The sequence below is a fragment of the Kordia sp. E genome (assembly GCF_056033805.1).
Window position 1 is genome coordinate 1,976,410 of the sequence record NZ_JBRASR010000002.1, and the last position, 26,220, is coordinate 2,002,629.

Consider the following 26,220-nt stretch of genomic DNA (forward strand, 5'->3'; position numbering starts at 1 on the left):
TAACTAAAAAGACTTATGGCAAAAAAGCTATCGCATTTCAGTTTTGATCTTCCCGAAGAATTATTATCTGAATACCCTTCTGAAAATAGAGATGAAGCACGTTTGATGGTGTTAGATCGTGAAAAACAAACAATTGAGCACAAACAATTCAAAGACTTGGTTGATTATTTTGACGAAGATGATGTAATGGTGTTGAACAATACGAAAGTATTTCCTGCAAGATTATTTGGAAACAAAGAAAAAACAGGAGCAAGAATCGAAGTCTTTTTATTAAGAGAATTAAACGAGGACCAACGTTTATGGGATGTTTTAGTTGATCCAGCACGTAAAATTAGAATTGGAAACAAATTATACTTTGGAGAAGATGAAAGTTTAGTAGCTGAAGTAATTGACAATACAACTTCAAGAGGTCGTACATTACGTTTCTTATATGACGGATCGTACGAAGAATTCAGAACGAAACTAAGCGAACTTGGACAAACGCCACTTCCAAAATACATCAAAAGAGATGTAGAGCCAGAAGATGAAGAGCGTTACCAAACAATATATGCAAAAGAAGAAGGAGCTGTTGCAGCACCAACTGCAGGTTTACACTTCTCAAAGCACTTATTAAAGCGTTTAGAGATTAAAGGAATTGAGTTCTCTGAAATTACACTTCACGTAGGTTTAGGAACATTCAACCCTGTAGAAGTAGAAGATTTATCAAAGCATAAAATGGATTCGGAAGAACTAAAAATCGAATCGCCAGCTGTAGTAACAGTAAACCATGCTAAGAAAACGAAGCGAAAAGTTTGTGCAGTTGGAACAACTGTAATGCGTGGATTAGAAAGTGCAGTTTCTTCTGACTTAACACTAAATGAATATGAAGGTTGGACAAATAAATTCATCTTTCCTCCATACGAATTCAGTATTGCAAACTGTATGATTACAAACTTCCATACGCCAAAATCTACATTATTAATGATGGTTTCAGCGTTTGCAGGTCATGACTTTATTTTAAGAGCTTATGAAGAAGCAATCAAAGATGGATACCAATTCTACTCATACGGAGATGCAATGTTAATTCTGTAAATAGAAAACACATATCAATACTATATAAAATCCTGTCTTTGGCAGGATTTTGTATTTTTGGTTTGTTCAGAATGATATAATAAAGCTTCCGCTAGATTTTACAATGGAGCTGCCAATTAGTAAACAGAAACCTGAAAACAAAACTTAATACATGCATACTTTTTCATTCAATCACATAGCACTTTCTGTTAAAGACGTAAACGTATCTGTTGAATTTTATCAAAAAGTACTTCAACTTGAAGAAATTGAGAATACTGCTTCAAATTCAAAAACAAGATGGTTGTCTCTCAATGAAGGAAAACAACTTCATTTAATTCCTCGCCCAAATTTTGAAATAAAAGTTAATAAAGCGGTTCATTTTGCTATGGCAACATCTGATATAGATTCATTTATAAAACATCTTAAGGAATTAAAAATTGATTATTCTGATTGGCTTGGTACAACAAACAAAGATTACATTCGAAAAGATGGAATAAAACAGGTGTATTTTCAAGATCCAAACGGATATTGGATTGAAATAAATGATGATATGTAATAAATTCATTTTGTTTTTTTGAATATTACTAGTATTCCATAAATGGTTATTTATACAGAATTCCTAACCAAAAATACATGTAAGCTTTTATTAGGTTTGTTTTTTGCTACATTTAATAACTTGAGTGTGCAACTCGTTATTAAACAAAGCGTTGTGCGTATTCTTGAAAAATCAAACATAATCATTACGTCATGAAAACAAGTATTCTACACGCATTCTTTTGTTTATTAATTACTAGCATTGCTTTCGCGCAAAGTGGAAATAAACAACTTCCAGTACTAAAAGTCAAAGCAAACAGTACAGTGTCGTATCAAGGCAATTTATCTGATGGAGAAAAAATTTCAGATTTATCATGGGCAGAAAATAGTAGTGTTGCATGTTTTCCTTCGATTCAGAACAAAAAATTCACAGGGAATCACATCTTGTATTCAACAACAATTCCGAAACGTTCTGAAATGTTTATCAAAATCATTCCAAAGAATAAAAAACAGAATCTTAGTCTGTATGCATATCAAGTTGGTTTAACGAATGAACAACTACCACCAAACCTAAATAGTTGTGTTACATGTGAAGCGGACTATAAATGGGATCGTAAATGGCGAGGAAAAACACAAGATCATACTAGAAAAGTTAGATTGAATGCTATTAATCGTCCATATAAAATAGTCATTGGTGTAGTAGGTGCAGAAGGTTTGACAGAAGCTGACTTTACTATAGAAATAAAACTAAATGGAGGAGAAGAAGTCATTCAGTCAACATCTAAAGTTGAAATCACTAAAATAGAGACAAAAGGTGCAGTCACAACAGTAAGTGGAAATCTTAAAACGGGTGGTTTTATCAATGATTTATCATGGGCTTCCAATAGTAGTGTTGCGTGTTTTCCTAGTATTCGAAATCAAAAGTTTTCTGGGAAACATGTTTTGTATTCAACAACGATACCGAAGCGTTCTGAAATGTTTATCAAAGTGATTCCAAAAAATAAAAAACAGAATTTTAGTTTGTATGCATACCAGGTTGGTTTAACCAATGAACAACTACCTCCAAACTTGAGTAGTTGTATTACTTGTGAAGCTGACCATAAATGGGATCGTAAATGGCGAGGAAAAACGCAAGATCATACACGGAAAGTTCGATTAAATGCTATTAGTCGTCCTTATAAAATAGTTATCGGTGTTGTGGGAGCAGAAGGTTTAACGGAAGGCGATTTTGAATTAGAAATTGAAATCAAAAAGTAAATAATGTATAGATGTGAGATCGTTTCTTGATAGAATGAATCTTAAATTTTAGATCTCAATGGATGAAAATAAAAATTGAGAATTACAATAAGGAATACATGATTCTTGCCTGAAGATAAAGGAACTAAAGTTTAAAACTACAAACTCACAAATTCTCACTATTTTTGCAGCATGCAAGCAGTGAAAAAAGACATACGCGCGTTAAGTAAAGAACAACTTCGAGATTTTTTCGTATCTGAAGGCGACAAAGCATTCAGAGGAAATCAAGTGTATGAATGGTTATGGCAAAAAGGCGCACATAAATTTGAAGACATGACTAATGTTTCCAAAGAAACACGTCAAATGTTAGAAGATAACTTTGTCATCAATCACATTCGTGTAGATAAAATGCAACGTAGTAATGATGGTACGATTAAAAATGCAGTACGCTTGCATGATGGATTGACTGTAGAATCGGTTTTAATTCCAACAAGTACGCGAACAACAGCTTGTGTGTCAAGTCAGGTCGGATGTAGTTTAGACTGTAAATTTTGCGCTACATCGCGATTAAAACGAATGCGAAATCTAAATCCTGACGAAATTTATGATCAAGTAATTGCTATTGATCAACAAAGTAGATTATATCAAAACAGGCCATTATCAAACATCGTATTCATGGGAATGGGCGAACCGTTAATGAACTATAATAATGTCATCAAAGCAATTGATAAAATTACATCAGATGAAGGTTTAGGAATGTCGCCAAAACGAATCACGGTTTCAACTTCTGGTGTTCCAAAAATGATCAAAAAAATGGCGGATGATGAAGTGAAATTCAAACTAGCTGTTTCCCTGCATTCTGCTATTGATGAAGTTCGAACAGAAATTATGCCGTTTAATGAGCACTTTCCATTGACGGATTTAAAAGAAGCGCTGGCATATTGGTATGACAAAACAAAAAATAAAATTACCTACGAATATGTAGTTTGGGACGGAATCAACGATCAGCAAAAAGATATCAATGCATTGGTGAAATTCTGTAAAGATGTACCAAGTAAAGTCAATTTGATAGAATACAATCCAATTGATGATGGACAATTTCAACAAGCTAGTGACAAAGCTATTGATCGTTATGTAGATTCTTTAGAGCAAAACGGAATTACGGTTACGGTAAGACGTTCTAGAGGAAAAGACATTGATGCTGCTTGTGGACAATTAGCTAATAAAGAATAATTTCCTCTGATGTCATTCTTGTATAGACAGAAATCTATTTAAATCTTTTCAATAAAAAAGCCTCTAAAGTAAAAACTTTAAAGGCTTTAATAAGCGATTTAATAAATCGTGTTTATTCTTTTATAATTTTGTAAGAACTAACGTTGTCACCAATAGTAACAATCATTATATAAGTTCCAGCTCTTAATGAAGAAATATCCATTTGCTTTGAAGCTAAAATATTTTCATTCATACGAATCACTTCTTGACCGAATAAGTTAGTGACTTTTAACGAGCTAATAGGCAACGTGCTTTCAAATTGTACCAATCCTTTTGTTGGATTTGGATAATATTTAAAATTAATTGAATTTACTTCTTCAACAGATAAAGGATCTGACTCGGTTGTAAAACTCCATATAGGAGAATTCATAGCGTCACCACCTACATTCTTAGCAACAATTTGCCAATAATATAATGTCGAATATTCCATTCCAGTAATATCTACTGTTGTATTTCCAAGTGTTCCAAGTAAAGCTAATGTAGCAGGTGAATCACCTAAATATACATCATACGCAGTAGCAGGATCTCCTGTAGTGGCAGCTTGCCAAGCAAAAGTGACAGAATTATCAGGAGTTCCATCTGTATTATCATCAGCAGGATCAACAAATACATTCATAGCCATGTCTGCAGGTGTTGGTGTATCTGCTGGGTTTGGAGCAGTTGCATTAGCAATCATATTTATATTATCTAAAATCCAACGGTCACCATCGTTTTGTTCTAAAACAAAAGCAACATAAATAGGTTGTCCAATATAGGCTGTTAAATCTACAGTATGTTGTGCTAATGGTCCACCAGACCAAACATCTAATTCTGTTTGTGTATCAATGATGGTAAAATCGGCATGTGTCGTTTGACTTGCGCCAGTAGAAACTCTTACTGTATACGTAGAACCATAATCTGTAGCGAAACTATCCGATTGATCGAATGAAAGGATAAAATTTGTAGCATCTACAGTAAATTGTGGAGTTACGAGCCAGTCTTCTGCATTTCCACCGACAACGGCTTCCCAAGTAACAAATGCTAAATTATTGGTAGTTCCATCATTTATTTGCCAGTTTTCAGTAGTTCCGAGGCCATTTGTTCCGACATAACTTGTCCATCCAGCAGGAATCATTGTGCTAGCTTCAAAGTCTTCTGATAATTGTGCATGTCCAAGTTGAAAAAACATGCAAATCAGAAAAAAAGTAATTTTTCTCATAAAAAAGGGTTTAAGTATTAGTATTCATAAAGTTATGAAAAAATATAGAACTCTAGCACATTGCCTTTATTTTTATTGTGAATATGGATATTTTTATAAATTATGTAAAGAAATATGGTGAAAATCTTTAATTCTCTATAAAGAAGTTAATAACAAAAACAATTGTATTCAATGCCAAAAACAGACGTAACTCCCAGAATTTATATTCAGAAAAGTGAAAATAAAACAAGGAGTTACATATAGAACTGCTTGAATCTTGTTAAAAACTATAAAATCATCAAATTAGTTAATATCTTTACAGTCGAATGAAAATAGTTGCGCAGATAAAACAGCCGATTGAAACAGAAATGGAACGCTTTGAAAAAAAGTTTTCCAATTCCATGACTTCCAAAGTTGCGTTATTCAACAGAATTACACACTACATTGTAAATAGAAAAGGAAAACAAATGCGTCCTATGTTTGTTTTTCTAGTATCTAAAATGGTTTCAGAAGGAATTGTAAACGAACGAACCTATCGTGGAGCTTCTGTTATAGAGCTTATTCATACAGCAACCTTAGTGCATGATGATGTTGTAGATGATTCCAATAGAAGAAGAGGTTTCTTCTCAATCAATGCATTGTGGAAAAATAAAATTGCAGTATTAGTTGGTGATTATTTATTGTCAAAAGGATTATTACTTTCCATTGATAACGAGGATTTTGACTTGTTGAAAATCATCTCAGTTGCAGTGCGTGAAATGAGTGAAGGCGAACTATTGCAAATAGAAAAAGCACGTCGACTCGATATTACAGAAGATATTTACTACAAAATCATTCGTCAAAAAACAGCAACTTTAATAGCTGCTTGTTGTGCTATGGGCGCACGTTCTGTAGATGCTTCTGATGAAGAAGTAGAACGCATGCGATTATTTGGTGAATACATTGGTATGGCATTTCAGATAAAAGATGATTTATTTGATTATGGCGATACGCAAATTGGAAAACCAACTGGAATTGATATTAAAGAGCAAAAAATGACACTTCCACTCATTTATGTTTTAAATCATTGTACGAAAGAAGAGAAAAAGTGGGTTATTAACTCTATAAAAAATCACAACAAAGACAAAAAAAGAGTTAAAGAAGTGATTGCTTTTGTGAAAAAAACTGGCGGATTAGAATATGCAACAAAGCAAATGAAATCATACCAGGAAAAAGCGATCAAGCTACTAGATACCTATCCTCAATCAATATATAAAGACTCATTAGAACTCATGGTTAATTATGTAATTGATAGAAAAAAATAATTTTTTTTCACTTGCAGACAACCATTTGTGTAAAAATTGCGTCTATGTCAATAGAAAGCAACCTGTATAGTGAAAGTTATTCAATTACATCTACAAGAAACAAAACTCATAAAGCGAGCCAAGCGGAATGATCGTAAAGCACAACAAGTGCTGTACACGCAATATGCTCCTAAAATGTTGAGTGTATGTAGATATTACATCGCAAATGTTCATGATGCAGAAGGAACTATGCTTTCTGGATTTTTCAAGGTATTTACAAACATCAAAACGTTTAAAAGTGAAGGAAGCTTTGAAGGCTGGATTCGAAGAATAATGATTCGAGAATCAATTTCTTTCCTTCGTAAAAAGAGTCCATTAATAGCTGTAGAAGAAATAGAAAGCTATACGGAAATTACGGAATGTGAAATGGACGTAAATGCTGGTGTTGCAGAAATTCAAAAAGCAATTGACGCATTACCACAAGGATATCGAATTGTATTCAATCTCTATGAAATAGAAGGATACAAGCATCAAGAAATTGCTGAAATGCTAAGTATTTCTGTAAGTACTTCAAAAACACAATTGTTTAAGGCGAAAAAAGCGCTGCAAACAAAATTACGATCAAAAAAAAACAGAACTAATGAAATCGCATAACATAAAAAATATATTAGAAGAACGTAGAATAGAAGTCTCAGAGAATTCTTGGGATCAACTAGCGAGTCAATTAGATGCAAACGATAAAAAAGCAAAACGTCGTAACATCTATCCGTATGCCGCATGTATTGCAGTATTAGTTGGTTTAATAACGTTTATGGTGAGTAAAAGTTTTGGTGAATCACAATCGCAAACAATTGTTGATACAGACGAAATAATTAAAACTCAAGACGAGATAAAAACACCAAAACCAGTGATCTTCAATGAAGAAATCAGTAATGATCAATTTAAGGATGCAATGGTTGTAAATGAAGAAATAACCTATCCAAAGCAGGTAATAACTGAAAAAGAAACATTTAAGAAGGAACAGTTAACACCAAATCAACAAAAAGAAAAGGTAACCGAGTTGCAAAAAGAAATTAAAAGTGCGGTTGTAATTCAGGAAACAAAAAAATTACCTAAAGAAATAGAAACAATCATAACAGAAAAAGAAATAGTTGTAAATAACGCCAATGAAGAATTAAAAGCATCAATTATGGCATTGTCAGCTATTGAGAAAGTTACGATTACAGATGCGGAAATTGATCAAATACTAAAAGAAGCACAACGATCACTTTCAGAATTAGATATAAAAAAAGAACAAGACCTAATGCGATTCGCGACTGCAGACGAATTGTTAAATGAAGTCGAGTACGAATTAGATAAATCATTCAAACAAAAAGTATTTGATCTCGTCAAGAAAAATGTGAAAAAAGGCAAAACCTTACTCGCTGATCGAAATTAATCACAAATAAGAACTTATTAATAAGTGAAGTAATTCACTAAAAAAAACGAACATGAAAACAATTACTATGTATTTATGCCTGACATTCCTATGCGTAAATTTTACGATGCAGGCACAACAAAAAGACTCTATTCAACTCAAAAAAGAACAGAATAAAAAGTATTTAGAAGGACGATTACAGTATATTGAAGCTGACGAAAAAAAACTCTTGAAATACGAAATTGAGCAAATCAATAAAAATTTAGAAAAAGGAAAGATTAGCCAAAAAGAAGCTGAAAAACAAAAAAAGAAAGCTGCACTATTAGCTGCTGCAAATATTGAATATCGCATGGCAAAAACCAAACGAGAAATGCTAACTGATTACTATATTCAAGAAAGCGGAAGTTTTATTCGTTTTGGAGAAGTCTTTGACACACGAAAAATTAGGAAAAGAGCGCCTAGATATGATAGACGAACTTATTTAGATATCGTAGCAGGATTTGGTTTTGGAAATGCAATACAAGATGGAAAAAGTTTGAGTGACTCTGATTATAAATTCAATCTTGTTGGTCATTCAGAAATTGGATTCACATTTCGATCTAGAGTTTTTAAAAATTCAAATATTTTACGTTTTAAATATGGACTTTCTTTTAATGTTCAAAGTTTACAACCTACAGGAAATAGATATTTTGTGCAAAATGGAAATCAAACCACATTAGAAGTGCACAATTTTAAACTCAAAAAATCTCAACTTCGAATTCCTAGCATTACAATCCCACTGTACTTCGAAATTGGACCATATAATAAAACGGTAAATGGAAAATATGTGAGATATAATACACGTAAAAAAGTGAAATTAGGACTTGGTGGATATGTTGGACTTAATTTGAAGCCGACACAAGTATTACGATACAAAGAATTTGGTTCAAATGTACATCAAAGTACACGTAGAAACTTTAATGTTAATACACTAACTTATGGTCTTGGAGCGTATGTAGGTTGGGATGATTTAGCACTATTTTGTAAATATGATCTATCCCCAATATTTAAAGGATCAAATTTAGAACAACGTAATGTGTCATTTGGTTTGCGATTAGACGTATTCTAAAATAAAACAAATAGTTGAAAATAAAAAAGGAGATACTGGTTAGGTATCTCCTTTTATTTTTAGGATTAAATTATCTAATATCAATAGGTATTGGACAATATCTAGATGGACAGAAATTTGATGGACAAAAATCTGATGGACAGCCATTAGATGGACATCCGTTAGATGGACAGAAATCTGACGGACAAAAATCTGATGGACAGAAATCTGAATCAGTCACAATAATAGGACCGTCAATTAAAATTCCTCCTCTAACCTGATTAGAACTTAAATTAGAAATTGCTTTTTTGTTCAAAGCTAGTTTGCGTAAACTCATTTTCTTTTTTTTCATGGTTTTGAATTTTAAAGTTAATGGATAGTGTTAATAAACGCTTTTTTAAATAGCTAAAAATAGCGTAATTGGTTAATAGTTAACTAAATATAAAAAAACATTAAGTAATTTTGGTAAGGTAAAACCGTATTTTTATATGTATTTAACTTATGAAAATGAAAGAAAAAGAATATTTAAAGTGAAGTTAAATAGTATTTAAGTGCATAATTCGTATAACTAAGCTGCAAAATAAACTGTTTGAAAAGACACTTTTCTTTTTTGCTCCAATATTGATGAAAACTTAGTATTTTTGGAGTTCATTCCTAAAAATCCCGAAACAATTGATTTCAAAATCAACCATAGATGCCGTTTTTGATGCTTCTCGTGTAGAAGAAGTTATTGGCGATTTTGTACAACTCAAAAAGTCGGGAAGTAACTTCAAAGGACTAAGCCCATTCTCAGACGAACGTACACCTTCGTTTATGGTGTCGCCTGTAAAACAAATCTGGAAAGATTTTAGTTCCGGTAAAGGTGGAAATGCAGTCGCTTTTTTAATGGAGCATGAGCATTTTACTTATCCTGAAGCAATAAAATATTTGGCTAACAAATATGGAATTGAAATTGAAGAAACTGAGCGTACAGATGAAGAAAAGGAACTAGCCAGCGAAAAAGAAAGTATGTATTTGGTTTCTGAATATGCCAAAAAATACCATCAAGACATTCTTTGGGAAGCGCCAAAAGGCAAAGCAATTGGACTTACTTACTTTAAAGAAAGAGGTTTCACGAAGGAAACTATCAAAAAATTTGGCTTAGGATATGCGTTAGATGAATGGGAAGCTTTTACAAAAAGTGCACTTAAAGAAGGATACAACCTAAACTATCTTGCAAAAACTGGGTTAACCATTGTAAAAGAAGAAAAACGTTTTGATCGTTTTAAAGGAAGAGTCATGTTTCCAATTCACAGTATGAGTGGACGCGTGCTTGGTTTTGGAGGACGAATCTTAACAAGCGATAAAAAAGCTGCCAAATATCTCAACTCACCTGAAAGTGATATCTACCATAAAAGTAAAGTTTTATACGGTTTATATTATGCGAAACAAGCAATCGCAAAAGAAGATAACTGTTACTTGGTTGAAGGATATACAGACGTAATTCAAATGCATCAAGCTGGAATTCATAATGTGGTTTCATCTTCTGGAACAGCTTTGACTTCTGAACAAATTCGATTAATAAGTCGTTTAACGAAAAATATAACGGTTCTATATGATGGAGATGCTGCCGGAATTCGTGCATCGCTTCGTGGAGTTGATTTAATCTTAGAACAAGGAATGAATGTGCGTGTGTGTACATTTCCTGATGGAGAAGATCCAGATAGTTTTGCCAAAAACAATGCATTAGAAGATGTGCTGGAATACTTTGAAAATAATGTAAAAGATTTTATTAGTTACAAGGCTTCCTTATTAATGGAAGTTGCCAAAAACGATCCGATTAAAAAGGCTGAAGTGATTAACGATATGATGTCGAGTATTTCAAAAGTATCAGATCGTATCAAGCAAGAATTATATCTGCGTGAAACGTCTCGTATCATGGATATTTCGGAAGAAGTATTATTTACAACGTTAGCGCAATTGCTAAACAAAGATATAAAAGAAGCGAACAAAAAAAACAAGCAAGAAAAAAAGGCATTTGAAGTTATCAAAACGGAGAAAAAAGCCGAAGCTGTAGATGTTCAATATGTGTTAGAACGAAAGCTAATCGAAATATTGTTGTTGTACGGAAATACTGAAACCACTTTTGAAGATCTAATTCTCAAAGAAAATGATGAAGGAGAATTAAAAATGGTACGCGAATTATATGAAGCTCGTGTTTTTGAAAAACTATATCTCGATTTACAACAAGATGAAATTGATCTTGCAAATGAAAAATTCAAAGCAATCTATTACAAAGCAATAGAAAAACTAAATGAAACTGGCGTATTAGAGATAGACACATTTATTAACGAAATTGAACCAGAAATTGCAAGTGAAGTTACAGACATTCTCATGCGAGAAGAGCGTTACGAATTGCACAAATGGGAAACGCAAAACATCTTTGTGAAATCAAAAGAAGAAACGATTGCACAATTGACGAGTGAAACCATATTGAGTTTGCGTTGCTTCTTAATCAATCTTAAAATTGAAGAGCTTAAACAAAGCCTACAAGAAGATACTGCAATAGAACAATTGCAAAATGTATTAGAGGAAATTAAAGACTACATTTTTCTCAAAAAATCACTTTCTGAACAACTCAAAAGAGTGTTATAATCCTTGGCTATTTATAAAAAAGTAATGTTTTTTTTGACTACTTGCTTTAACTGATTGTACTCAAAAAGTGTTCAGCAAAACGAAAAAAGTTATGGCAGAAAGAAAAACAATAGATGTCAATAAATTAACGGATCAGGACAAACAATTTCTGAATCAATTTCAAAAGAGAAGAACACTCTTCAATCAATACCTTATTGATAATAAAATTCAAAAACATACCTGTCCAGGATGTGGTTATCCAACATTGGAAGAGCGAGGTGAATATGAAATATGTGAAATTTGTAATTGGGAAGATGACGGACAAGATGATAAAGAGGCAAATCAAATATTGGGTGGGCCAAATTATGGATTAACATTAACGGAAAATAGAATTAACATTTGTAGAACACTAAATACTATTGCTGATAGCTTAAACGGGACAATTAATAATAATCCAGATGAAGTAATGAAAGTGTTTCCTGCTCATGATAAACGGATGAATTCACTTGATGAAGAAAAATTAATGAATGCTTTAAGGAGTGATCCAATTTGGGGAAAATGGAATGAATTAAGTAAAGTGATTTTAACTGATTTGATAAAAAAATGATGATAAATATACACTCTAAAAAGAACGTATAAATATCATCATAAAAATCTTTTCACTGTTATAAAGAAATAATTTCTTTATCTGCAATTACAGTAATTCTAATGCTTTTGCCTGTTGTAATAGATCAACTAGGTTGTCTACGTTCAACTTACGCATTAGGCGAGCTTTGTACGTGCTCACAGTTTTTTCGTTTAGGTTTAATTCTTCAGCAACATGTTTGTTACGTTTACCAGAAGCTAAAAGTTTTAACACTTCTACTTCTCTTGTAGACAAACGTCTAAAGAACCTACGGGGTTTGTTTGTGCTTTCGTCAAATGCTAGGCGTTGCGCTAATTCGTTGCTGATATAGATGCCTCCATTTGCAACTTTGATAATCGCGTCCTTAATAACATTTGTAGCGACAGATTTGGATAAGTAACCAGATGCTCCAGCTCTCAGTGTGCTTACTGCGTAAACATCTTCTGAATGTGAGCTAAACATAATTACTTTAACCTCGGCGAAGTCTTTTTTAAGTCTTCTTAAAGCAGTAATACCATTGACTTCAGGGATGTCCATCTCTAATAAAACAACATCTACATGTTCTTGACTAATGAAGTCAAAAAGCTCAGAAGTAGTAGAAGCTTTACCTACTACGTCAATCTCTGTAGAGTTCTTAAATAAAGATTTTACTCCTTTTCGAACAATGGGATGATTGTCTGCAATTAATACTTTAACCATAATTTAGTTTTTAAAGTTATTATTAAATCAGACCATCACATAAAGAAAGGTTCGTCATTTCATGCTAACACAAAATCGAATCAATTTTTATTTCAGGTTTAGGGGGTCTGTAGCAACAAATTTAAACAAATTTTTATAAAAACGACCAAAAAAGAAGATTTTTTATGTCAGATTTTGCGGTATTTCACAGACTGGAATTGGCGTCATTTTATGGCTGTTTGCAGAATTAAATCGCTTGTAAATACTGAAAACTTCTTGTTGCCTTCCTGAGAAATCTTTTACAGTTTTTCCAGCCGCTTGCATATGCATCGCCCATTCAAGTTCATCGTAGTTTGCTCCAATCTGATCTTCATCACTTCGTGTGTCACCAAACAAACCATCGGAAGGTGCGGCTTTCATAATAGATTCAGGGACTTCTAGTTCATTTCCAAGCATATAGACTTCGCTTTTCATTAAGTCAGCAATTGGGCTTAAATCAACACCGCCATCACCATATTTTGTGTAAAAACCTACGCCAAAATCTTCAACTTTGTTCCCAGTTCCTGCAACCAAACGTCCTAATAATCCTGCGTAATAATACAAAGTTGTCATTCGTAAACGTGCCCTTGTATTCGCTAACGCCATGTCAACCGTTGCTTGTTTTCCATCTAAAGAAACTTCTGTTTTAAACTCTTCAAAAACTGGTGTCAAATCTACACGGACATCACTTACATTTTCAAAACGGTTTTTCAGCTGTTTAATATGTTCTTGTGCACGATTTACATGACTCTGAGCTTGATGAATTGGCATCTCTATGCATAAGGTTGGTAAACCTGTTTTGGCACATAAAGTTGAAGTTACTGCAGAATCAATTCCTCCAGAAACTCCTACAACAAATCCTTTTACGTTTGCATTTGTAGCATAATCTTTCAACCAAGTAACAATATGTTCAATAACCTTATCAGTTTTCATGTGTTTCAATTTTTTTACAATATAAAAAAAGTAAATTTGCAAGCAAAAATAGCTGTAGAATAAAATTTATAAAAAACGATTACGTTAGCCTTATTATAATTCTTAATGATAACTATGAAAAAATTACTCGTATTGTGTTTGTTGATTATGGTTGGATGTGCCAAAGAGAATCCATTAGAAAAAGAAATTTTAGCAATTCCGATGGATTTGAATATCAGTCGATTTGATCAAGTGTTTTTAAATGCAACACCTTCCGATTTGCCAAAACTAAAAGAAGCGTATCCAATGTTTTTTCCAGCTTCAATTCCCGATTCTACCTGGGTTTTTACAATGCGCGATCCTTTACAGAAAGAATTAAAACAAGAAATTGATGCTGAATTCACTGATTTTGCACCAGTTCAGCTAGATGTTAAAGCTGTTTTACAACATATAGAATATTATTTTCCTGAATACAATACGCCAAAAGTTTTTACGGTAACGACAGAAGATTATCGTAAAAAAGTGATTCTGTATAAAGGGATGATTCTAATTGCGTTAAATACATATTTAGGAGCTGATCATAAATATTACGAAGGAATTCAACAGTTTATTGTTCAGAATTTTGAAAAAGAAATGATTCCTGTAGACATCGCAAATGAATTCGCGTACGCGCAAATTGCTTCAACACGCCGTGATCGTAGCTTTTTAGGTAAAATAATATTTCATGGAAAGGCACAATACATAAAATCATTATTAGTGCCAAATGCTTCAAAAGCAATGCAATTTGGGTACACAAATGAACAAGTAGAATGGGCAAAAGAAAATGAAGCGCAAATTTGGACCTACTTTATTGAAAAAGAATTATTGTTTAGTACAGATAATAAGTTAGACAGTAGATTCATAAATATGGCGCCTTTTTCTAAATTTTATTTAGAGTTAGATAATGATTCTCCAGGTGGAGTTGGTTGCTATATTGGCTATCAAATTGTAGCAGCATATATGAAAAATAATGATGTATCTTTGCAGGAATTAGTAGAGAAATCAGCAGAAGAAATTTACAATAACTCAAAGTACAAACCAAAAAAATAATGGCGAATAAAACCAAGTCAGAAATCAAAATTGCAGTAAGCGTTGATGAAAATAATGTACCAGAAGAAATCAACTGGACAGCGAAAGATGGCGGTGTTAATAATGAAGCTACAAAAGCAGTAATGTTATCCGTTTGGGATCATAAAGCGCAGGAAAGTTTGCGTATCGATTTATGGACAAAAGATATGCCTGTTGATGAAATGAAAGTATTTTATCATCAAACATTAGTGTCAATGGCGCGTACATTTGAACGTGCTACAAATGATGAAAAAATGAGTGCAACAATGCTAGATTTTTGCGATTATTTCGCAGAAAAATTAGAGATTGTTAAGAAGTAAGCTTTCGCTTAAAAATACTCAGAAACAATACAAATTGAGGTTTTAGTCTTTCTCTAAAATCTCAATTTTTGTTTTAATAGAACCGCGTTCTTCCAGTCGGATAATTTTCAATAAAAACCGAATCAGAAAACCTGGATTAATAATAATCTGCGCTTTTTTGGTGACTTTTTCATCTCTTTCGGCAATCAATTGTGGCCAATTAGTTTCGGGTGAATCTGCTAAGGAAGTTGCGTATTTCCATGCGCCATCTCTGGCAAGTTTCATGCTGAAATCGATTAAAATAGTATCGAATTTTTCCGTCACTTTGATGATCTTTGCTAAAGTTCTCCAAATCAAGGATAATTCTTTTTCTACATCATGCACCAATTCGCTCAAAATCACATTAATCTTATCAAAATCACCTTTTAAGTTCTGAATATTTTTTCCTTTCATCACTTCGGCAGCAGCAATTCCTAAATCTAAATTAATATGAGCATTCATACCCAATAACAAATGTTGCAGTACTATAAACCAATAATTATCAGCTTCATCAAACGCAGCTAACCATGATGCGCTTGGAGCAACATCATTTTTGAAATCTGTATATGCTTGTAAATATCTATTGGCAAAAATGACATCCAAACGTTCCATGCGTGGATTATCATCAAAAAAATCTTTCTCAATACCTTCTTTTACTTTGCAGGTTACTTTTTGGTACAAAGCAGCAAAATATCCCATAGTACTTGGAATTTCTTTATTCTCTTCAATAATCTGATCTAAAAAAGAAATAACTTCGTCAATGGTAGTTGCTTGCATGGTTTTGAGTTTTGGTTAGCTAAAAATATAAAACTTATGTTAAAGTTAAGAAGGAAACTGATATAATTACGACGTAATAGACGGGAAAATAAATCTCAATTTGTCATTCCGCATTTGTTGCGGAATCCAGTTTTAAGCAGAATAGATTCCAGCCTGAGCAGGAATGACAATAATAAGTAACATGATTTTATGTGTTTTTTCTTAACTATTAAGAAAACGAACATCATACATAAAAAAGTTATTCAAAATAAAACGTAATGAAAAAACTTATCTTCATATACAATGCAAAATCAGGCAAAATAAATAGTTTGCTCGATATTGCACATAAGCTAATCAGTCCAAAAACATATCAATGTAAACTATGTTCTATAACGCACAATACATTCTCTGAAAATGAAAAATGGAAACGATTTCGTGAAACAACAATGCTTCCACTAGAATTTTTGCACAGCGATGAATTTGAAGCAAACTACAATCCGATAGAGACAAAATATCCAGTAATTCTGCTAGAAAAAAATCAAAAAATAAGTGAATGGATTCCAAAAAGTGAAATCGAAAAAATAGAAACTACAGAAGAATTAATTGAGTTAATAAAAAAGAAAACTAAGAGTTTTTCAAATCTTGATTAATTTGTTGAATGTAATTTAAAACTTCATCACGTCCAATAGCTTTCGATGAAGACGTCACAAAATGTTGAGGCATTTCTTCCCAAACATCTTCCAGTAACTTTTCGCGATACGCATTTACATGTTTATCAATTTGTGAAGGACGTAATTTGTCTGCTTTGGTGAAAATAATGCAAAAAGGAATCTGGTTTTCACCTAACCACTGCATAAATTCTAAATCTACTTTTTGTGGTTCATGACGAATATCTACCAACACAAAACCACAAACTAATTGCGGTCGTTTGCCAAAATATTCCGTAATAAATTTTTGAAAAACACGTTTTGAACTTTTAGAAACACGTGCGTATCCATAGCCTGGTAAATCGACTAAAAACCATTCGTCATTAATCTTAAAATGATTAATTAGCTGTGTCTTTCCAGGTCTTCCAGATGTTTTAGCTAAACTCTTACGTTGTGTCAACATATTAATTAATGAAGACTTCCCAACATTAGATCGGCCAATAAAAGCATACTCAGGAATTTTATTTTTAGGGCATTTTGCTACGTCAGAATTACTCATGACGAATTCGGCAGACTTTATTTTCATAACGACTAAAAGTTTCGTTTAGCTAACCAATCTTGTAAATGTTCATTGAACTCTTCTGGATGTTCCATCATTGGTGCATGTCCACACTTATCAATCCAGTATAAATCTGAATCTGGAAGTAATTCATGAAACTCTTCCGCTACATTTGGTGGTGTAACAGTATCATCTTTTCCCCAAATAATTCCAGTTGGAATGTTCATTTTAGGTAAATCTTTCCCCATGTTATGGCGAATAGCACTTTTAGCAATAGCTAATGTTTTAATAAGTCTACTTCGGTCATTTACAGTTGCAAAAACTTCATCTACAATCTCTTTTGTAGCTACAGCTGGATCGTAAAAAACATCTTCACTTTTCTTCTTAATAAACTCATAATCACCACGTTTTGGATATCCATCGCCCATGGCGCTTTCATATAGTCCAGAACTTCCAGTAATCACCAAACCTTTAACCAATTCAGGATACAATTTTGTAGCTAGTAATCCAATATGACCACCAAGTGAATTTCCAAGTAAAATAACCTTATCAAGGTTTTTGTGAAGTACAAAATCTCTGACATATTTCGCGAAATTTTTCACGTTTGTCTTCAGAAGCGGCATTGTATAAATAGGCAATTCAGGAATTAAAATCTTATATCCTTTTGCTGAAAAGCTTTCAGTTACAGCTTCAAAATTGCTCAATCCGCCCATTAAGCCATGTAAAATAACGATAGGTGTTCCTTCTCCCAATTCGAGATAATTGAATTTACCTTCCTTTTTAAAGCTTTCTTTCATTAACGGCTATCAGTTTTTAACAAGAGACAAATATAGGCATTTCGTAATTACTAGAGTGCTTTTTTTTAAATGTCTCAAAACATGGCAAAAATAACAGAAAGTAGCGAGCTTTTTAAGTGTTTTTACCACAGATCAAGGAGTTGATTTTCAGTTCAGTTATCTCTTTTTTGAGTATAAAAACGAAAAATTTATTAACAATGTGGTAAAAAGTGGTAAAATGTGGTAAAATTTTCAATATATTTGAATCTTAAAGTGTATAAACCACATTCAGGAGTGATAAATCTAATCGGAACATACGAATGCAAAGTAGATGCCAAAGGGCGAATGCTTGTGCCAGCTGCTATAAAAAAGCAGTTGTCTCCTGTGTTACAACAAGGTTTTGTGGTAAAGCGAAGCTTGTTTGAATCGTGCTTAGAATTATATCCGATGGATGAATGGCACGCGGCAATGAAGGATGTAAATAAGTTAAATCGCTTCAAGAAAAAGAACAATGATTTTATTAGAAAATTCACGGCAGGTGTGAAAATCATTGAAATTGATGCAGCCGGACGTTTGTTAATTCCGAAAGATTTAATCGGAATCGCAGGAATCAAAAGGGAAATTGTAGTATCGTCGGCAATCAATATCATAGAGATTTGGGACAAAGAAAAATATGAAGAAGCGATCAATGATTCAGCAGATAATATCGCAGATTTAGCAGAAGAAGTAATGGGAAATGACGATGCAGATGGAATATCATAATCCAGTTTTACTAAAAGAAACGGTTGACGGACTCAACATCAAAGAAGATGGAGTTTATGTAGATGTAACTTTTGGAGGCGGCGGACACTCAAAAGAAATTTTGAGTCGATTAGGGGAAAATGGAAAATTATATGCTTTTGATCAAGATCAAGATGCGTTAGAAAATGTAATTGATGATCCACGTTTTCAATTGATCAGTCAAAATTTTAGACACCTGAAAAAGTTTTTGCGGTTTTACGGTGTGAAAAAAGTGGATGGAATCTTAGGAGATTTTGGAGTTTCATCACATCAATTTGATGTTGCAGAAAGAGGATTTTCATTACGGTTTGAAGCAGACTTGGATATGCGAATGGATCAAGAAAGTGATATTTCAGCATATCATATCATTAATGAATACGGAGAAAAACAATTGCTTTCAATTCTATCATTATATGGTGAAGTTAGAAACTCAAAAACAATTGCGGCTCGAATTGTAGAAGCGAGAGCGGAAGCACCGATAAAAACAACAGAAGAATTAAGAGTTGCTTTAAAGCGATTTTTACCAAATCATAGAGAGCATAAAATATTAGCGCAAATCTATCAGGCAATTCGCATAGAAGTCAATCAAGAAATAGAAGTCTTAAAAGAATTTCTATTGCAAACACAGGAAATGTTAGATGAAGGTGGGAGAATAAGTTTAATCAGTTATCACTCATTGGAAGATCGCTTAGTAAAACGATTCATACGAAATGGATTATTTGAAGGTGAACCTGAAAAAGATTTTTACGGAAGAGTAGAAGTTCCATTCAAAAAAGTTGGAAAACTCATCATTCCATCAAAAGAAGAAATAAAAATAAATAATAGAGCACGAAGCGCAAAACTAAGGATTGCAGAACGTCTATAGTATATGAAAAAAAATATCTATGACATACTAAAAGGTAGGTTTCTCATCAATGATGATGCGATAAAAAACTGGCGGTTCATTGTGTTTGCTTCGTTCTTAGCTTTAATCATGATTGCAAGTTCGCATTGGGCAGACAAAAAAGTTCATGAAATAGCAAGGCTAAATGATGAAGTAAAAGAATTGAAAAGTGAATTTGTAGATGCACGGACAACATTGCAACAATTAAAACTTGAATCCTACATCACTGAAAAAGTAGCCGTAAAAGGAATAGCGCCTTCTGAAAATCCGCCAAAGAAAATTAGAGTAAAGTCACAACAACAATAACAAATGCCAGTAACCGACAAAAACATATTAAATCGTTTATATTTTATCGCAGGAGGTATGTTTCTCTTTGCGATAGCGGTTGTTGTGCAATTGGTAAACATTCAATTTGTAGACGGTAGTAAATACAAAGAAATGGCGCAAGAGCAAACCATTAGAAATGCAAAGATAGCTCCTAGTCGTGGAAATGTATATGCTGACGATGGAAGTTTGTTGGCAACTTCTGTTCCTAAATATGATATCTTCTTTGATGCGGTTACAGTAAAAGAAAAAGTATTTGTTGAAAATGTAAAACCGTTGGCAGATTCGTTAGCTAAAATGTTTGACAAGTCGTCTTCTCATTATGAAAAAACATTGCGTAAAGCGCGAAAAAACAAAAGTAGATACTTCCGAATTGCTCGAAAACTAAGTTATGCAGAATACATTCGAATCAAGCAATTTCCAATATTTAGGCTTGGCGCGAATAAAGGCGGTTTTATTGATAAAGTAAAAACGGTTCGTGAACATCCAATTGGAAGAATCGCAGAGCGTACAGTTGGGTACGAACGAAAAGATGATAAAGGTCATTACACACGTGTTGGACTTGAAGGTGCTTTCGGTGAATACTTACGCGGAAAAGAGGGAAGACGTTTAGAGCAAAAAATAGGAAAAGGACAATGGAAACCAGTTTCAGGAGATAATGAATTAGAACCAAAAGATGGTTTTGATATCATTTCTACTGTAAATGTGAATATCCAAGATATTGCGCATCATGCTTTATTAGAGCAACTAGAAAAATACAAAGCTGATCATGGTTGTGTTGTTGTAATGGAAGTAGCAACAGGAGAAATAAAAGCAATTTCAAACTTAGGAAGAAACCAAGCGGGTAAATACTACGAACGTCTCAATTATGCAGTTGGAGAATCGCATGAGCCAGGTTCTACATTCAAATTAATGGCAATGGTTGCTGCATTGGAAGACAAGGTGATTGATAGTAACTATGTTGTTGATACAGGAAACGGGAAGTTGAAATTCTATGATAAAACGGTTCGTGATTCTAATAATAGAGGTTATGGGAAAATCTCAGCTTCTGAAGCGTTTGAAGTTTCATCAAACACTGGAGTAGTAAAAATAATAACTGATTTCTACGGGAAAAATCCAGAAAAATTTGTGGACAGACTCTATAATATGGGGTTAAACGATAAGCTCGATTTGCCAATTACAGGAGAAGGCGCACCAATCATTCCACATCCAAATGATAAAAATTGGAGTGGTATTTCATTGCCTTGGATGGCTTTTGGTTATGGAGTTTCATTAACGCCATTGCAAACACTAACATTTTATAACGCCATTGCAAATAATGGAGAAATGGTACGTCCACGATTTGTAAAAGCAGTTCGTGAAAACTGGTATGCAAGCGAAACAACATTTGAAAAAGAAATCATCAATCCTTCAATTTGTTCCAAAACAACGGTTGAAAAAGTGAAAAGGATGATGCAAAATGTAGTAGAGAAAAAACACGGAACAGGAAATGGGTTGTATTCTCCTGATTTTTCTATGGCAGGAAAAACAGGAACATGTCAGAAGAACTATATTATAAAAGATAACAAAGAATACATTTCTACATTCTCAGGGTTTTTTCCTGTAGAAAATCCTAAATACTCATGTATCGTAGTAATTCATGAGCCAGACAGGAAAATAGGATATTATGGCGCAGATGTTTCAGGTCCAGTTTTCAAAAAAATCGCACACAAAATTTACACAGATACACCAATATTTGATCAAGTTGAAAATATTGATGAAGTGCATGGTGTAGTAGAAAAAAACTTTGAAGATTATCTTGAGAAATCAAGAAAATACGAAACAATCATACCTAATGTAGTAGGAATGCCAGCAATGGATGCAATTCCATTACTAGAAAACTTAGGATTGCGTGTTCAAATTAACGGAAAAGGAAAAGTAACCAAGCAATCATTAGAAGCTGGGAAAAAAATAGGATCACAAAAACGAATTGTACTAGAGTTATCGTGAATATACTAAAAGACATATTATACAAAGTGCAGATCGAAGCCGTTACTGGCGATACGACAATATCTGTGCGTGAATTAGTTTTTGATTCTCGTAAAGTGCAAGCAAAAGATGTGTTTGTAGCGATAAGAGGATATGAAGTTGACGGACATAGTTATATCAATTCGGCTATAAAATCAGGTGCGATAGCAGTGATTTGTGAAGAAATTCCAGAAGATATTGTGGACGGAATTACCTATGTGCAAGTTGATAATGGAAATAGCGCATTAGCGATAATGGCATCAAATTATTACGGAAATCCTTCTGAAAATTTACAGTTGATTGGTGTTACGGGAACAAACGGAAAAACAACGATTGCAACCTTGTTATATCAACTATTCAAAAAAGCAGGTTACAAAGTTGGATTGTTGTCTACGGTGAAAATTTTAGTAGATGATAAAGAATACAAAGCAACACATACAACGCCCGATTCTTTAACGATCAATTCCTATTTGCAGGAAATGAATCATGAAGGAGTAGAATACTGTTTTATGGAAGTTTCGTCACACGGAATTCATCAAAAAAGAACTGCAGGACTTACGTTTCAAGGTGGAATATTTACAAACCTATCACACGATCATTTAGACTATCATGATACGTTTGCAGAATATAGAGATGTCAAAAAGAAATTCTTTGATGAATTGCCAAAAGAAGCATTTGCATTAGTCAATATTGATGATAAAAATGGTTTGGTGATGATGCAAAATACCAAAGCCAAGAAATATACATACGCGTTAAAAACGTATGCAGACTATCGTGCGCAAATCTTAGAAAACAGATTGGCAGGATTGCTTTTGAAAATTAATGATAATGAAGTTTGGGCAAAACTAATTGGAAGTTTTAATGCATACAATATATTGTCAATTTACGCTACAGCGGAATTATTAGGGTTAGAAGAAATAGAAATATTACGCTTAATAAGTGAACTTGAAAGTGTAAGTGGGCGATTTGAATACTTCATCACAAAAAATAAAATCACAGCAATAGTTGATTATGCGCATACGCCAGATGCTTTAAAAAATGTGTTAGAAACGATCAATAACATTCGCACAGGAAACGAACAACTAATTACGGTTGTTGGTTGTGGCGGTGATCGTGATGTGACAAAGCGTCCAAAAATGGGGAATATCGCGTCAACGCTAAGTACGAAAGCAATATTTACATCAGACAATCCACGAAGTGAAGATCCAATAGAAATCATTGAAGCGATTGAAAAAGGCGTAGAACCGCAAAACTATAAAAAAACACTTTCGATTACAGATCGTAAACAAGCGATAAAAACGGCATGTCAAATGTCTAACGAAAATGACATCATTCTCATTGCAGGAAAAGGACATGAAACGTATCAAGAAGTAAACGGAAAACGAGCTGATTTTGACGATTACAAAATAGCAAAAGAAATATTAGACAATCTAAACGAATAAAGAGCCACAATAAAAGAATATGTTATACTACTTATTTGAATATCTCGAAAAGCAATACCAGTTTCCTGGAGCATCCTTATTTGGGTACTTAAGTTTCAGGGCGGCGATGGCTGTAATTCTTTCGTTGTTAATCTCTACGATTTACGGAAAAAGAATTATAGCATATTTACGCACAAAACAAATTGGAGAAACTGTTCGAGACTTAGGTTTAGCAGGTCAAAAAGAAAAAGCAGGAACACCAACAATGGGTGGAGTGATCATCATTTTGGCAACATTACTTCCAGTGTTATTATTTGCGAAACTTGAAAACATATACATCATATTATTAATTGTAACGACAATTTGGATGGGAATCATCGGGTTTATAGATGATTACATCAAAAAGTTTAGAAATGATAAAGATGGACTCAAAGGGAAATTCAAAGTTTTAGGACAAGTTGGATTGGGAATCATTGTAGGAGCAACGTTATTTTTTAATAATGATGTAACCATTCGTGAAGAGTTACCCGTAAGTGAACAACAAGAAATAGTTGTAAATGGCAAAGTGCAGACGAAGAAATTTGGAGAAGAAAAACGTTCGACAAAAACGACAATTCCATTCGTAAAAGACAATGAGATTGATTACGCAAAATTAATCACTTGGATGAATCCAGATTATGCAAAATATGCGTGGCTGATTTTCATTCCAATCGTAATAATTATCATTACGGGAGTTTCCAATGGTGCAAATCTCACCGACGGAATTGACGGACTTGCCGCAGGAACTTCGGTCATCATTGTACTTACGCTAGGAATATTTGCGTGGATTTCAGGAAATCTGATTTTCTCCGAATATCTCAATGTGATGTACATTCCAAGAGCTGGAGAAATCACGATATACATTGCTGCATTTGTCGGAGCATTAATTGGATTTCTTTGGTATAATACATATCCAGCACAAGTATTTATGGGTGATACAGGAAGTTTAACGATTGGAGGAATCATTGCGGTTATTGCAATTGCAATTCGTAAAGAATGGTTAATCCCAATCCTTTGTGGAATTTTCGTAGCAGAAAATCTATCAGTGATCATGCAAGTAGGTTACTTTAAATATACACGAAAGAAATTTGGAGAAGGAAAAAGAATATTTCTAATGTCACCATTACATCATCACTATCAAAAACTAGGATATCACGAAAGTAAAATTGTAACCCGATTCTGGATTGTCGGAATCCTATTAGCAATTCTAACGATTGTAACACTAAAGTTGAGATAAAATTAGTTGTGGGTTTTGAGTGAGAAAAACAAATTCACAAAAAACAAGCAAACGAATAAACATAAATAAGTAGTGTCAAAACAACGATTAGTCATATTAGGAGGAGGAGAAAGTGGTGTAGGAACTGCAATCTTGGGAAAGCGAAAAGGCTATGAAGTATTTGTTTCTGATAAAGGAAGAATCAAAGCGCATTACAAAAACGTTCTGAATCAGATTGAAATTGAATGGGAAGAGCAACAGCATACGGAAGCTAAAATTCTAAATGCAGATGTTGTAATGAAAAGTCCTGGAATTCCAGATACGGTTCCATTGGTAAAAGAATTGGTTGCTAACGGAGTTGCTGTGATTTCTGAAATAGAATTTGCTGCTAAATACACGGAAGCAACTATTATCGGAATTACCGGAAGTAATGGAAAAACAACCACAACAATGTTGACGAATCATGTATTAAAGCAAGGTGAACTCAATGTCGGAATGGCTGGAAACATTGGAGACAGTTTTGCAAAACAAGTTGCAGAAAAAGATTTTGATTCTTATGTGTTAGAATTAAGCAGTTTTCAGCTCGATGGAATTGTGGAATTCAAACCACATATTGCCATCATTACAAACATTACACCTGATCATTTAGATCGATATGAATACAAGTTTGAAAACTATATCGCTTCCAAATTCAGAATTGCAATGAATCAAACATCGGATGATTATCTAATTTATGATGCAGACGATGAAGTCATTGTAAACTGGTTAAAAAAACATCCTGTTCAATCAATATTAATACCATTTTCATTAGAGAAAAAATTTGAAAATGGCGCATACATAGAAGATAAAAATATAATACTAACGATACAAAATAAGACAATAACTATGCCGACGGACTCGCTAGCACTAGAAGGTAAACACAACGTAAAAAATGCAATGGCTGCATCAGCAGTTGCGCAACTATTAAACATCAGAAAACAAACCATACGTGAAAGTATGTCAGGATTTCAAGGTGTTGAACATCGTTTGGAGAAAGTATTAAAAATTCAAAACGTTCAATACATCAATGATTCCAAAGCTACAAACATCAATGCAACATATTATGCATTGGAAAGCATGACAACACAAACGGTTTGGATTGTTGGAGGCGTGGATAAAGGAAACGATTATTCAGATTTGTTGCCGTTAGTACATGAAAAAGTAAAAGCAATTATCTGTTTAGGAGTTGACAACTCAAAAATTATTGAATCATTTGGAAGAGTTGCAGACTTAATGGTTGAAACAACTTCAATGAATGAAGCGGTAAAAATGGCGCATAAAATTGCTGATAAAGGAGATAATGTGTTGCTGTCTCCAGCGTGTGCAAGTTTTGATTTATTCGAAAACTATGAAGACAGAGGGAGACAATTTAAAGCAGCTATAAGAAGTTTGTAAAAAGGAATAA

General features: G+C 33.4%; 27 protein-coding genes. 20 read left to right on the forward strand and 7 right to left on the reverse strand.

Annotation, left to right across the window (positions count from 1 at the left end; genetic code table 11):
- Positions 1-15 precede the first annotated feature (15 nt).
- The 4 genes from queA to rlmN all read left to right on the forward strand — a co-directional run bounded on the left by queA (position 16) and on the right by rlmN (position 4,053).
- Positions 16-1,071 (forward strand): tRNA preQ1(34) S-adenosylmethionine ribosyltransferase-isomerase QueA, encoded by a 1,056-nt coding sequence (gene queA / locus ACUUYC_RS11925; RefSeq protein WP_474266074.1) that lies wholly within the window; start codon positions 16-18, stop codon positions 1,069-1,071.
- A 151-nt stretch (positions 1,072-1,222) separates the two neighbouring features.
- Positions 1,223-1,606, forward strand: coding sequence for a VOC family protein (locus ACUUYC_RS11930; protein ID WP_474266075.1), 384 nt, complete (start codon positions 1,223-1,225; stop codon positions 1,604-1,606).
- Between the two features lie 191 nt (positions 1,607-1,797).
- Complete coding sequence (locus tag ACUUYC_RS11935) at positions 1,798-2,841, forward strand: hypothetical protein (RefSeq protein ID WP_474266076.1); 1,044 nt, start codon at positions 1,798-1,800, stop codon at positions 2,839-2,841.
- 171 nt (positions 2,842-3,012) lie between these two features.
- Complete coding sequence (gene rlmN / locus ACUUYC_RS11940; RefSeq protein ID WP_474266077.1) at positions 3,013-4,053, forward strand: dual-specificity RNA methyltransferase RlmN; 1,041 nt, start codon at positions 3,013-3,015, stop codon at positions 4,051-4,053.
- 112 nt (positions 4,054-4,165) lie between these two features.
- Here rlmN and ACUUYC_RS11945 read toward each other — a convergent pair whose 3' ends face one another.
- The gene (locus ACUUYC_RS11945) at positions 4,166-5,290 is read right to left on the reverse strand and encodes a choice-of-anchor J domain-containing protein (RefSeq protein ID WP_474266078.1); all 1,125 of its coding nucleotides are present in this window, start codon (positions 5,288-5,290) and stop codon (positions 4,166-4,168) included.
- A gap of 305 nt (positions 5,291-5,595) precedes the next feature.
- Between ACUUYC_RS11945 and ACUUYC_RS11950 the strand changes: the two genes are divergently transcribed.
- From ACUUYC_RS11950 to ACUUYC_RS11965, 4 genes are all read left to right on the forward strand, one after another.
- Positions 5,596-6,573, forward strand: a complete 978-nt coding sequence (locus tag ACUUYC_RS11950; protein WP_474266079.1) for a polyprenyl synthetase family protein — start codon at positions 5,596-5,598, stop codon at positions 6,571-6,573.
- A 69-nt stretch (positions 6,574-6,642) separates the two neighbouring features.
- Positions 6,643-7,206: an RNA polymerase sigma factor gene (locus ACUUYC_RS11955; RefSeq protein ID WP_474266081.1), complete on the forward strand. Its 564-nt coding sequence runs from the start codon at positions 6,643-6,645 to the stop codon at positions 7,204-7,206.
- Complete coding sequence (locus ACUUYC_RS11960) at positions 7,193-7,990, forward strand: hypothetical protein (protein WP_474266083.1); 798 nt, start codon at positions 7,193-7,195, stop codon at positions 7,988-7,990. The genes ACUUYC_RS11955 and ACUUYC_RS11960 overlap by 14 nt, the downstream gene beginning before the upstream one ends.
- A 52-nt stretch (positions 7,991-8,042) precedes the next feature.
- A complete protein-coding gene (locus ACUUYC_RS11965; RefSeq protein ID WP_474266084.1) occupies positions 8,043-9,077 on the forward strand; it encodes a hypothetical protein in 1,035 nt (344 codons plus the stop codon).
- 70 nt (positions 9,078-9,147) lie between these two features.
- Here the strand turns inward: ACUUYC_RS11965 and ACUUYC_RS11970 are convergent, their stop codons facing one another.
- On the reverse strand, positions 9,148-9,408 hold the full coding sequence (locus ACUUYC_RS11970; RefSeq protein ID WP_474266086.1) for a Cys-every-fifth RiPP peptide CefA: 261 nt from the start codon (positions 9,406-9,408) through the stop codon (positions 9,148-9,150).
- 320 nt (positions 9,409-9,728) lie between these two features.
- Between ACUUYC_RS11970 and dnaG the strand changes: the two genes are divergently transcribed.
- Complete coding sequence (gene dnaG, locus ACUUYC_RS11975; RefSeq protein ID WP_474266088.1) at positions 9,729-11,690, forward strand: DNA primase; 1,962 nt, start codon at positions 9,729-9,731, stop codon at positions 11,688-11,690.
- 91 nt (positions 11,691-11,781) lie between these two features.
- A complete protein-coding gene (locus ACUUYC_RS11980) occupies positions 11,782-12,276 on the forward strand; it encodes a CPCC family cysteine-rich protein (RefSeq protein ID WP_474266090.1) in 495 nt (164 codons plus the stop codon).
- An 87-nt stretch (positions 12,277-12,363) separates the two neighbouring features.
- On the opposite strand, the gene ACUUYC_RS11985 is transcribed toward ACUUYC_RS11980, so the two are convergent.
- Both ACUUYC_RS11985 and nadE read right to left on the reverse strand, forming a co-directional pair.
- Positions 12,364-12,993 (reverse strand): response regulator, encoded by a 630-nt coding sequence (locus ACUUYC_RS11985; protein WP_474266091.1) that lies wholly within the window; start codon positions 12,991-12,993, stop codon positions 12,364-12,366.
- A 162-nt stretch (positions 12,994-13,155) separates the two neighbouring features.
- Positions 13,156-13,944, reverse strand: a complete 789-nt coding sequence (nadE, locus tag ACUUYC_RS11990) for an NAD(+) synthase (RefSeq protein WP_474266093.1) — start codon at positions 13,942-13,944, stop codon at positions 13,156-13,158.
- A 114-nt stretch (positions 13,945-14,058) separates the two neighbouring features.
- On the opposite strand from nadE, the gene gldB reads away from it, so the two are divergent.
- Together gldB and gldC are read left to right on the forward strand one after the other, a co-directional pair.
- A complete protein-coding gene (gene gldB, locus ACUUYC_RS11995; RefSeq protein WP_474266095.1) occupies positions 14,059-15,012 on the forward strand; it encodes a gliding motility lipoprotein GldB in 954 nt (317 codons plus the stop codon).
- A complete protein-coding gene (gldC, locus tag ACUUYC_RS12000; RefSeq protein WP_474266097.1) occupies positions 15,012-15,350 on the forward strand; it encodes a gliding motility protein GldC in 339 nt (112 codons plus the stop codon). The genes gldB and gldC overlap by 1 nt, the downstream gene beginning before the upstream one ends.
- 42 nt (positions 15,351-15,392) lie before the next feature.
- Here gldC and ACUUYC_RS12005 read toward each other — a convergent pair whose 3' ends face one another.
- The gene (locus tag ACUUYC_RS12005; RefSeq protein ID WP_474266099.1) at positions 15,393-16,145 is read right to left on the reverse strand and encodes a DUF5995 family protein; all 753 of its coding nucleotides are present in this window, start codon (positions 16,143-16,145) and stop codon (positions 15,393-15,395) included.
- Between the two features lie 257 nt (positions 16,146-16,402).
- On the opposite strand from ACUUYC_RS12005, the gene ACUUYC_RS12010 reads away from it, so the two are divergent.
- Positions 16,403-16,774, forward strand: coding sequence for a GTPase (locus ACUUYC_RS12010; RefSeq protein WP_474266101.1), 372 nt, complete (start codon positions 16,403-16,405; stop codon positions 16,772-16,774).
- Here ACUUYC_RS12010 and yihA read toward each other — a convergent pair.
- Together yihA and ACUUYC_RS12020 are read right to left on the reverse strand one after the other, a co-directional pair.
- Positions 16,749-17,357 carry a ribosome biogenesis GTP-binding protein YihA/YsxC gene (gene yihA, locus ACUUYC_RS12015; RefSeq protein ID WP_474266103.1) on the reverse strand — a complete coding sequence of 203 codons (609 nt, stop codon included), beginning with the start codon at positions 17,355-17,357 and terminating at the stop codon, positions 16,749-16,751. The two genes, ACUUYC_RS12010 and yihA, sit on opposite strands and share 26 nt — an antisense overlap.
- 5 nt (positions 17,358-17,362) lie before the next feature.
- The gene (locus ACUUYC_RS12020; protein WP_474266105.1) at positions 17,363-18,127 is read right to left on the reverse strand and encodes an alpha/beta fold hydrolase; all 765 of its coding nucleotides are present in this window, start codon (positions 18,125-18,127) and stop codon (positions 17,363-17,365) included.
- Between the two features lie 273 nt (positions 18,128-18,400).
- Between ACUUYC_RS12020 and mraZ the strand changes: the two genes are divergently transcribed.
- The 7 genes from mraZ (at position 18,401) to murD (ending at position 26,210) form a co-directional block, all read left to right on the forward strand.
- Positions 18,401-18,868: a division/cell wall cluster transcriptional repressor MraZ gene (gene mraZ / locus ACUUYC_RS12025; RefSeq protein ID WP_474266106.1), complete on the forward strand. Its 468-nt coding sequence runs from the start codon at positions 18,401-18,403 to the stop codon at positions 18,866-18,868.
- A complete protein-coding gene (gene rsmH, locus ACUUYC_RS12030) occupies positions 18,855-19,751 on the forward strand; it encodes a 16S rRNA (cytosine(1402)-N(4))-methyltransferase RsmH (RefSeq protein ID WP_474266107.1) in 897 nt (298 codons plus the stop codon). The genes mraZ and rsmH overlap by 14 nt, the downstream gene beginning before the upstream one ends.
- A gap of 3 nt (positions 19,752-19,754) precedes the next feature.
- Positions 19,755-20,075 (forward strand): FtsL-like putative cell division protein, encoded by a 321-nt coding sequence (locus tag ACUUYC_RS12035; protein WP_474266109.1) that lies wholly within the window; start codon positions 19,755-19,757, stop codon positions 20,073-20,075.
- Positions 20,076-20,078: 3 nt separating this feature from the next.
- Positions 20,079-22,082 (forward strand): penicillin-binding protein, encoded by a 2,004-nt coding sequence (locus ACUUYC_RS12040; protein ID WP_474266111.1) that lies wholly within the window; start codon positions 20,079-20,081, stop codon positions 22,080-22,082.
- Positions 22,079-23,542, forward strand: a complete 1,464-nt coding sequence (locus ACUUYC_RS12045) for a UDP-N-acetylmuramoyl-L-alanyl-D-glutamate--2,6-diaminopimelate ligase (RefSeq protein ID WP_474266113.1) — start codon at positions 22,079-22,081, stop codon at positions 23,540-23,542. The genes ACUUYC_RS12040 and ACUUYC_RS12045 overlap by 4 nt, the downstream gene beginning before the upstream one ends.
- 19 nt (positions 23,543-23,561) lie before the next feature.
- Positions 23,562-24,797: a phospho-N-acetylmuramoyl-pentapeptide-transferase gene (mraY, locus tag ACUUYC_RS12050; RefSeq protein ID WP_474266115.1), complete on the forward strand. Its 1,236-nt coding sequence runs from the start codon at positions 23,562-23,564 to the stop codon at positions 24,795-24,797.
- Between the two features lie 72 nt (positions 24,798-24,869).
- Complete coding sequence (gene murD, locus ACUUYC_RS12055; RefSeq protein WP_474266117.1) at positions 24,870-26,210, forward strand: UDP-N-acetylmuramoyl-L-alanine--D-glutamate ligase; 1,341 nt, start codon at positions 24,870-24,872, stop codon at positions 26,208-26,210.
- Positions 26,211-26,220: the final 10 nt, after the last annotated feature.

Bases quoted from the DNA above. Each gene is read 5' to 3' on its own strand.
- ACUUYC_RS11985 (WP_474266091.1), bottom strand. From the start codon at position 12,993: ATGGTTAAAGTATTAATTGCAGACAATCATCCCATTGTTCGAAAAGGA.
- ACUUYC_RS11945 (WP_474266078.1), bottom strand. From the start codon at position 5,290: ATGAGAAAAATTACTTTTTTTCTGATTTGCATGTTTTTTCAACTTGGA.
- ACUUYC_RS11950 (WP_474266079.1), top strand. From the start codon at position 5,596: ATGAAAATAGTTGCGCAGATAAAACAGCCGATTGAAACAGAAATGGAA.
- ACUUYC_RS12020 (WP_474266105.1), bottom strand. From the start codon at position 18,127: ATGAAAGAAAGCTTTAAAAAGGAAGGTAAATTCAATTATCTCGAATTG.
- ACUUYC_RS12040 (WP_474266111.1), top strand. From the start codon at position 20,079: ATGCCAGTAACCGACAAAAACATATTAAATCGTTTATATTTTATCGCA.
- ACUUYC_RS12005 (WP_474266099.1), bottom strand. From the start codon at position 16,145: ATGCAAGCAACTACCATTGACGAAGTTATTTCTTTTTTAGATCAGATT.
- ACUUYC_RS11980 (WP_474266090.1), top strand. From the start codon at position 11,782: ATGGCAGAAAGAAAAACAATAGATGTCAATAAATTAACGGATCAGGAC.
- ACUUYC_RS11960 (WP_474266083.1), top strand. From the start codon at position 7,193: ATGAAATCGCATAACATAAAAAATATATTAGAAGAACGTAGAATAGAA.
- gldB (WP_474266095.1), top strand. From the start codon at position 14,059: ATGAAAAAATTACTCGTATTGTGTTTGTTGATTATGGTTGGATGTGCC.
- ACUUYC_RS11970 (WP_474266086.1), bottom strand. From the start codon at position 9,408: ATGAAAAAAAAGAAAATGAGTTTACGCAAACTAGCTTTGAACAAAAAA.
- mraY (WP_474266115.1), top strand. From the start codon at position 23,562: ATGTTATACTACTTATTTGAATATCTCGAAAAGCAATACCAGTTTCCT.
- ACUUYC_RS12010 (WP_474266101.1), top strand. From the start codon at position 16,403: ATGAAAAAACTTATCTTCATATACAATGCAAAATCAGGCAAAATAAAT.
- ACUUYC_RS11935 (WP_474266076.1), top strand. From the start codon at position 1,798: ATGAAAACAAGTATTCTACACGCATTCTTTTGTTTATTAATTACTAGC.
- ACUUYC_RS11930 (WP_474266075.1), top strand. From the start codon at position 1,223: ATGCATACTTTTTCATTCAATCACATAGCACTTTCTGTTAAAGACGTA.
- queA (WP_474266074.1), top strand. From the start codon at position 16: ATGGCAAAAAAGCTATCGCATTTCAGTTTTGATCTTCCCGAAGAATTA.
- rsmH (WP_474266107.1), top strand. From the start codon at position 18,855: ATGGAATATCATAATCCAGTTTTACTAAAAGAAACGGTTGACGGACTC.
- nadE (WP_474266093.1), bottom strand. From the start codon at position 13,944: ATGAAAACTGATAAGGTTATTGAACATATTGTTACTTGGTTGAAAGAT.
- ACUUYC_RS12035 (WP_474266109.1), top strand. From the start codon at position 19,755: ATGAAAAAAAATATCTATGACATACTAAAAGGTAGGTTTCTCATCAAT.
- gldC (WP_474266097.1), top strand. From the start codon at position 15,012: ATGGCGAATAAAACCAAGTCAGAAATCAAAATTGCAGTAAGCGTTGAT.
- rlmN (WP_474266077.1), top strand. From the start codon at position 3,013: ATGCAAGCAGTGAAAAAAGACATACGCGCGTTAAGTAAAGAACAACTT.
- ACUUYC_RS11965 (WP_474266084.1), top strand. From the start codon at position 8,043: ATGAAAACAATTACTATGTATTTATGCCTGACATTCCTATGCGTAAAT.
- yihA (WP_474266103.1), bottom strand. From the start codon at position 17,357: ATGAAAATAAAGTCTGCCGAATTCGTCATGAGTAATTCTGACGTAGCA.